This window comes from Photorhabdus sp. HUG-39 (genome assembly GCF_963878365.1).
GTDB classification, from domain to species: Bacteria; Pseudomonadota; Gammaproteobacteria; order Enterobacterales; family Enterobacteriaceae; genus Photorhabdus; species Photorhabdus kayaii.
This window is the reverse complement of sequence record NZ_CAWNWY010000066.1, coordinates 1-8,412: the sequence shown is the minus strand read 5'-3', so window position 1 is coordinate 8,412 and position 8,412 is coordinate 1. Positions and strand designations below refer to the sequence as shown.

General features: G+C 50.4%; 5 protein-coding genes. All 5 read right to left on the bottom strand.

Going from position 1 to position 8,412, the window contains the following annotated elements; translation table 11 throughout:
* Window positions 1-359: 359 nt before the first annotated feature.
* Window positions 360-833, bottom strand: coding sequence for an Imm42 family immunity protein (locus tag AAC155_RS23520; protein WP_113044356.1), 474 nt, complete (start codon window positions 831-833; stop codon window positions 360-362).
* Window positions 830-1,213, bottom strand: coding sequence for a hypothetical protein (locus AAC155_RS23515; RefSeq protein ID WP_191214988.1), 384 nt, complete (start codon window positions 1,211-1,213; stop codon window positions 830-832). Before AAC155_RS23515 ends, AAC155_RS23520 begins: the two co-directional genes overlap by 4 nt.
* A gap of 438 nt (window positions 1,214-1,651) precedes the next feature.
* On the bottom strand, window positions 1,652-1,990 hold the full coding sequence (locus tag AAC155_RS23510) for a DUF6572 domain-containing protein (RefSeq protein WP_113044355.1): 339 nt from the start codon (window positions 1,988-1,990) through the stop codon (window positions 1,652-1,654).
* A gap of 13 nt (window positions 1,991-2,003) precedes the next feature.
* A complete protein-coding gene (locus AAC155_RS23505; protein ID WP_158536632.1) occupies window positions 2,004-2,963 on the bottom strand; it encodes a hypothetical protein in 960 nt (319 codons plus the stop codon).
* 407 nt (window positions 2,964-3,370) lie between these two features.
* Window positions 3,371-8,412 (bottom strand): hemagglutinin repeat-containing protein (locus AAC155_RS23500; RefSeq protein ID WP_191214990.1); only part of this gene is annotated, 5,042 nt, incomplete at its 5' end.

The following is an 8,412-nucleotide window of genomic DNA, read 5'->3' as shown; positions in this document are numbered from 1 at the left end:
ATTCATCGATTTTTCGACGGTGATATTCGGATGCCAGCTTGTCTTTTTTTAAAGCAGAACGAGGCGGTATCATGACAGCGCTACCTTGCAGAGATGTACTGTGCCTACATTTTACTCAATTTTGTGGCTGTGAAAAGTTTTTAGAGGTTCCCCATTGCAGCAATTTCAGGTGTGGCGGCCACAATCTGGGCACCACCGGCTACTGCCATTCCTCCCGCAGAGACAATTAGGTTTCCATCAGCTATACCTTTAGCAATATTAGCCTTGCACGTCGTATCGCAGTCTGGTGTTTTACTTAACCAGAATCCAAGATCCGAGCCGGCTGCTGCGCCAAGGGCATTATTATCCGCAACAACTTTTTATGATTTCAGCTCAGTATTAATAAATGCTCCTGTTTTTTTCATTACTAAATCCTCTGCTAACGGTAGGTCTCTAATTAATTTTTCTATTGTTCCTCTAGGATATCGTTCTTCTTGGAATGTTTTTTCATAATTTGTTGTATAAATAAGACGATCTTCATCGCCATCAAAACCCAACCAAAAAATAAAGCCATAATCTGATAATTCAGAGGATAATGAGATAAAGTTCTCCGGTTCTCCTTCAGAAAAATCTAAATCAGACAATGGGATATTCCCAACATCTCGCAAGTTCTTACGCATTCCGTCTTCAAGGCTCTCTTTTAGTTCAGATATCACCATGTATAGATCCATTGTTACTCCTTTCCCTGGAACTAATGTGTCATTAATTATAAAATTAAACATTCCACTCGGTGAACACAGGACATCAATTTGCTCAATATGGATAGCAATTTGATAAGGATCTCCAATAATCATTTTATTTTCCACCCTTCTTGTTTTTGTAACCTAGACTTCACCTTTCCAGTTAATTCCAATTTATTTTTTGAGTCTCCAGTACTACCAGACCAATGGTAGACACCTGTATTATTTGGTGAAAATCTATGGATATGTCCATTGGAGTCTTTAGCATATCTATGTTTATCAGAATCTATAGATACTGAACCTTCAAAAATGCTCAAAGAGTCTCGTGGTTCAATACCAGCATTCGGTCTGAACCCTTGAGTTCCAGGTGTATGCTTAGAGTTAGATTCAATTTTTAGTCCATTACCTGCAACTGTTGTTTCGGGAATAGGTAATCTGTTATCCCGTCCTTCGGCCAAATAAGCTAAATTATCTTTCGTAACAACGCATTCCATTGCGAAGTTGATTACCGAACGCCGATTTTCCTAATGCCCTCAGTCAGTTACCACCCGTTTTTTCCGATGTGCGTTCACCGCCGAACCCAAAACCCCCTGACGCGCTTTTCGCCCCCGAAGGCCGGTTTTTCCCACCGGGCACTTGTTAGTGTCGCGTCTTTTTCAGCAACGGGTGAATGGTACCCCTGCGATGTTCTGATACACGGTGGCTTCGGGTTTTGCATGACCACACCCGGTCTTTGTTGCCATTACCCTGCAACAGCTGCAACTGGGGACACTGAGTACGAATACTCAACGGCTCTCCGTTGGTCTTGCGGTACAGGTAGCGCTCCCGTATCGGCCTCCTGATATCAGAGGTATAAAAGGACTGAAATTAGCGCAATGAGCAAGCCCTCTGCGCCAATCTGATCATTGAGATCAAATAATTAATACATCTATTTAAGCAATATCACCTTCTTCATATCGTAACTGAATATTAACAGGTGCAAGAATTTCTCCAACCTTTTCCAAAAAATCGGCACATTCATGTGGGATATGATACTTAAAATAAACTTCTATTAGCGTTTCACTTTTTCCACAGGAAGCAGGAAAGCTTTCGTATATCTCCCCGCTTTCAATAAAACGAATATAACTATTTATTTTTTCTTGTAGTTTCAGTAAATGTTCTTCTATCGAACCACTCCACGGTAAATGATCAGTTAGTCCTAGAACAACTAAGTTTTCATTGTTATTAGGTATACCTATCATATCTATTTTGTTCACGTCTTCTATAGACATATTAACTCCTTACTCAATCTTTAGAAGTAGGTCTGATGATGTCAACCTTGGTTGGCGGTATTTTGCTCCCTCCTTCAAAACCCGGTTTTCCTTTTCCAACGACAGTACCCCCCTTGGTTTCAAGTTCAGGAAAACCTTTCTTTTGATTTGTTGTTAATGGAGCAGTTGATGAGCTTTTACATTCAACACAGATAATGTTTCCTTCTTTATCTTTGCCTATCATGTCAACCCTTATTTTTGTATTACTCTCTGTTTTGACAGTAATTTCCTGTGCTGATTCAACTTTATCAACTTTGAATTTATCGTAAGTAGATTGTTCAAATTCTTTACCTTTCTCGTAATTCTGTTGTGCTTGTGAGCCAGAATTAGGTGATTGAACTCTTGTCTTCACGCCATTTTCAAACGTATAGTACCCACCATTGTGACTATAAATAGTGTTTCCTGATGCGTCTACTTTTCCAGTGTTATTATAAACACCATCTTTTGGCCCAGTAACTGAATTTCCTTTTGGGGTATAACCAGTAGGTAATGTTGCGCCTTTTCCGACTACATTTATAGAAGTTCTATTAGTTTTTGCCCCAATAGCCCCGACCGCAGTCTCCAGCAACATCAGGTTCCGCTGCTCTTCCTTCACGTACTGCGCCGCATCCGCTTTGGACAAGCCCGATTTTTCCAGCTCTTTTTGACGCAGTTCCGTGTTAAAGAACCCGGAGAGGGGTCCGCTGCCGCCATTTAACCAGCTGCTCTGCTCTGAACGACCTATCTTGTCATTGGCACGGTATCCCGATACCGCCAGTTCTTTACCCAACTCATGGTTGATGAATGCCAGTTCTTCACGACTCAACTCACCATTCAACGCCATCTGTTTCAGGCTGTTGATGGTTGCATCACTGGCCTGTCGATATTCCGTCCAGACCCCTTTACGGCAGCTGTCATCCTGACACGATGCCAGTTTACCGCGCATGTCCTCCACTGACGGCAAGCCTTTATCCAGAATGCGCTGGCTCAGCTCCTTAGCCTTGCCGCACGCTTCCGGTGACAGCGTGCGGCAATCACCCAGATTTCGCGAGGCCAGCGCATTATTCTCAATAACAAACTAACAGCGGAGAAAATCCCAGCCCAGCGGCTGGGATTTTTGTCACTCAGATAATGGTTCCAAACTAAGTAGGTGAGCTTTTGCCTTTTCTATGATGTGCAAAAATTCATCATACCTGAACTCTAGAATATTATTGTCAGGATAAATAATAATATTCACTGATTTTTTGTCCTCCGATAATGATATTTCCCCCCACTGGACCCTATTAAAAGATAGCTCAGCATAAAGATCATCTCGGCCAGCGGAACTACCTACACTATATTCCAACATACTCTTCCTCTCTGTCATTTACTGGGCGGCTCACGGAATCCAATCAATTTTGTACCATCAGCATTAAATCGCAACGCTCGTCCATCAGGAGCAATTGCTTCAACTACAGCAATCCTCTGTTTATTTTCAAAAACAAACCTAGATTCTATTTTGGTATTTGGATTGCTTAGTATTTCACTAACTATAGTCTGAGCTTCCTTATTTAAAACAGATGCTTTCTGGCTAGAATATGAATACACAGAACCTTCCCTTCCCCCGTGCTTTTGTAATGCACGTCCAGCGTCCGTCAAGCCATTACGATTGGGGGTTGAAGCAGCTTGATTAAGATTATCCCTAGATGGAAGCCCACTATTGTTACGTGCATTTTCCTCATCTTGCGGTTCCCAACCATCTGGTGTTCCAGAACCGGTTCCACCATATTTAGCCTTTTCTTCATTTGTCAGATTTTTTCCCACATTTGGTTGGTTTTCACCATCTATATAATCTGACGAACATACCCGACCAAAAGAACATTGGGTGGCTTTATCTATAGACTCTCCCATTTCCTTCAATTTTTTGTCCAAAGCTGAAGCTATTGTCTGATTTGCTTCATTCACGGTTTCACCCGTGTTTGAACCCGCTATCGGTGGTGGTGGCATTGGTATAGCTAGGGCATTATTGTCAGTCGCGTTCTTCCCGGCCTGCGCCCCAGTGAGGGCACTGACGGTGGAGTCACCAGCAATACCGCCTGCCAATCCTGCTGCCAGGGTGGAAAGGGTGCTGATAGTTTGCTTCTGCTCCTCCGTTAATTCACTGACTTTGGCCCCGTCGCCGTAAAGTTGCTTTATCAGAACTTGAGCGGCCAGTTCACCCGAAGCCGCCCCGGCAGCACCCGCGAGCGCATTATTACCGCTGACTTCTGCCGCCACCGCGCCTAAAATCGCATGGGCCAGCGTATTGGCGGCGGTATCCACCTGATGGGTTTGCGGGTCCGTCGTCAGCGCTTTTATCACCCCGGCCAGATACGGTGAAGCCCCGCCGGCCAGCGCCTGACCGAGATTGTTCCCTGCCAAGCCCTGAATTGCTGCCGTGGCGGCCTGTAGGGCTTTCTGATAGGTTCCGCCGGTCCCCAAGCCCGAGTCATTCAGTGCCTGCGTGTAAGCGGTGTCATAAATTTGTTGATTGATATCCGCTGGCGAGGGGTCTTTATTACCTGCGTTGATCAATTTTTCTCTGGCTGCGGCTTTGTCCGGTTCACTGAGATGGTCCAGTTTCGCTTTCGCCGCTTTGGTGGCGATAATTTTCCCTTCCGTACTGGCTATCTCGGTCATTTGGGCGCTGAGTTCGCCAATCAGTTGCGCCTGTTTCAACCGTTGCTGTTCTTTTTCCTTATCAAATATCGGACTCAGGACATTGGCGGCGTTATCGGTATCGCGGCTGAGGGTCGCGACATCCTGCGTCTGATGCGCCTTATCTCGAATAATCAGGTTGCCGTCGCTGACCGCAGCGTGCGTGGTGGTGCTGTCATGGCCTGAGTTATGAGTCCCCGTCAGCGCATTGACTGCCAGATTATTCAGAACCTGACCGGCGGTCGGTTGGCCGAGGCTGACGCCCGCACTCTGCTGCTCAACAGTAAAGTCCGCTTTATTTTGAATGTCCTTGAAGCCCAGTGTCCCGGTGTTCAGGGTGTTTTTGGCTTTATCGGCGGTACTTGCTATCACCGCGCCGTCCAGTTGGGTATGGTCTCCGACGTTAACCTGATAGCCGCCTTTGCCGGCAAACAGCCCGGTCTGCTCCTGCACGCTGTCATAGTTGCTGTGAAGTTTATTGCGGCTGGCATTGAGGCTCGCTGTACCGTTAGTGAGGGGACCCACGGTGGCACTGACGCCCACGCTGGCATTCTGTTGTTGGCTGTCATAGCGCTGGCTGTCCTGCTCGCTGCTGAGGGTCAGATGACGTTTCACGTCGGCGGTAATCTGCTCGCCGCTGACCTGAGCCCCTTTCAGCGTGGTATCCCGGCCACTGTTCAGCCCGACGGTCTGTCCCGCCTGTAACGTGGTGTTAGTGTGACTGACGCCGTTGCCGTTTTCACGGCCGTTGCCCCGACTGACATTGGCCGAGACGCTCAGACCGGTGCCCCCCGGTCCCGCAGTCAGGCCCACGCCCAGCGAGCTGCCGTGGCTGCTGTTTTTGCCGGTGGTCTGTTCGGTGTTCTGGCTGGATGAGAGCTGAATATCCCGGTTAGCATGGAGTTGCAGGTCTTTACCCGCCTGTAACTGGCTGCCCTGAATACGGATATCCCCGCTTTGATTTGATGCGCCTTTGCCATCCCCTTTGGCGGTTATGGTCAGGTTATCCCCGGCAGTGAGATGGCTGCCCTGTTGGGTGGTCTGACGGTGCTGCTGTTCTGAACGGGAAGATTGACGCCCATAGGACAGGCTGACGCCGGCCAGAGTGTTATTGCTGCTGTTGTCACTGCCCTGAGCCTCCGCCAGTCGGCCAGCCTGCACCGCTTGCACTCCGCTGAGGGCGGCTTTGGCGTTTTGCAGGGCTTTCACTCGCGGGTCACTTTCAGTGCGGGCGGTTCTGGCTGTCTGCGCCGCGCTGTTGACGGCCCCGCCTGCGGCGCCACTCAGCGCCACGGTTAAACCGCTCTGCTTTTGTTCGGTTTTTGTCGTGGTGTGATGGCGGTTTTCCGCACTGGTGATATCGACCTGTTGACCAGCGAGCGTCAGGTCTTTACCGGCAATCACCTCACTGCCGTGAACCCGGAGCTGTTCTCCTGCGTTGAGGGTGGCATTGCCCTGACTGCTGCCGACCGTGCTGCCTTTACTCAGCTGGCGGTCACTGTCGGTGGTGACTTTCTGGCTGGCTTTACCTAAGGTGAAGCCAATCCCCCCAGTCCCCATCAGGCCCGATTTTTTCTCCTGCCGCAAGTGGGTTTCATCGTGCGCTTCGGCTGCGGTGGTGACGGTGAGCTGATGACCGGCGTTCAGGCTGACATCCTGCGTGCCAGCGACGTTACTGCCGATGATGTTTAGGTCTTTACCGGCCTGTAGAGTCACTTTATTGCCACTGAATGTGGTGCTGAGCGCCTGTCGGTCATGCACTTCATCGTGGGTTTCCACTGACGACTTCGACAGCCAGCCTTTGCTGGTTTGTTTACTGTGCTCCACTAAGTCGGATGAGGCCGTACCGGTGGTCAGCGTCAGGTTATTCCCGGCCTGCGCCGTCAGTTGTTGACCGGCGTTAACGTGGGCGGCAGTGGCGTTCAAATCCTGCCCGGCTTGCAATGTCACATCACCTGCGCCGGTTATCTGGCTGCCGATATCCTGTTGTTGGGTCAGATGGCGAGTGTTATCTTTCCCCCAGTCGCCCTGTTCTGTGCGACGTGTACTTAAGGTGTCCAGCGTCAGGTTATGGCCTGCCGTTATCTCGGTGTGACCGTCTTTACCCGCATTCTTGACGTCACTGGCGGTTAATTGCACATTGTTAATGGCGCTCAGCGATAAGGTGCCCTTATCATTTTGCACATAGATGCCTGCCGGACGGTCCAGCCAGCGGTTTGCCCCATCCCCGCGCACAGTCGATGCGCTGGTGATATCCCGGCCTTTCAGGGTCACCCGGTCATCGCCCTGAATCTGGCCGCCCCGGTTGGTGAGCGTCTGTTGGGCCGTCAAATCCACTTTGCCGCCGCGAATAAATCCGCTGTTGGTCAGGTTGTTGGCCGTCAGTTGGGTGACATCTCGCCCGCTGACCGTGCCGCTGTTGGTGATATCGCCCTGACTGTTGAGCGCCACGGTATTGCCGGCCAGCAAGGCACCGTCACCGCTCAGGTCGCCCTGACGGACACGGGCATAAACCTGTGGCACAGTGACCACCTCGGTAGTGCCATCCGGCAGGGTCACGGTTTGGTTAGTCAGCCAGATAATGTCTGAGGTCAGCAGCGCCATCTGTGCCGGACTCAGCGCCACGCCCGGCGTTAACTGTTGCTGTTTGCCAAAGACGATACCGGCATCCATCAGCGCCTTAAACTGCGCTTCATCGTTGTTGTAACCGGGCAGATAGCGCCGGCCGGTCAGTTGGGTGATTTGGTCCCGCACCAACCGCTGTTCATAGAACCCATCGCCCAGGCGTTTGTGGACCAGCGCCGGGTCGTGAGTAAGTTGTTGCCGCATATAGTCCGAGCCCAGCCACTGTTTGTACCGGGTAAATTTCGGGTCGGTCTCGACCAGATAGTGGCTGTCGCTGCCCGGTTGCACGGTATACAGGCTGTTATTCGGCAAGCGGGTATCGGGTGTCACCACGCGTATCACCGGGTCGACTGTTTGCCCTTTCACCGTCTCCGGGGGCAAACTCAGTTCAAACGGCTGACCGGGGGGCAAGACCAGCGGCTGATTTTTGATACCGTTCACCGGTGTGATCGTCGTGGGGGCAGCGTGTATCTGACCGGTTTGTCGGTCGGCGATGGTGATACCGGGGGCCGCCGGGCGGGTATGCTCCTGCCAGGCCAGCGTTTTCAGGTCGAGGGTTTCTATCACTGGGGCGGGGGCATAATTGCTGCGGCTTTTTCCCTGCGAGGTTTTGGTGCCACCGAACCCGAACTTTTTCTTTTTGGTTTTTTTAGCATACCAGTGGGTCTGACTGCCCGTATCGGTGGTAATCCGTTCTCCCTGAGTAGCGATATTGTGCAGTTCGCCAATTTCACCACCGAGCGTGCCGCCAGCGACAATCTGGCTGTCGTGATTAGTGACCTGCGCGCTGTTGAGCGTCATATTGCCCCCGGCCAGAATTTTACCGGGGTCGCTCTGTTTAACCTGAGTTTCCTTGACGGCGCGGGTGTACTGATATTCGTAAAAGTCATTACTGCGGCTGCCATCCGGCATGATGGCATCGTGCACTTTGTATTTATTGCGGTGGGAAGTGTCCACCTGTGACCAGTCATAGCGAGTGGTCTGGCCGCTGAGTACTGCATCGTGATGCTGAGACTTTTCCGTTTCGACGACCTGAGTCACCAACCCGGCGTTGGTGTTGTTAATCCGGTCGGCATTAATCTTCAAGTGGCGCCCGGCTTCAA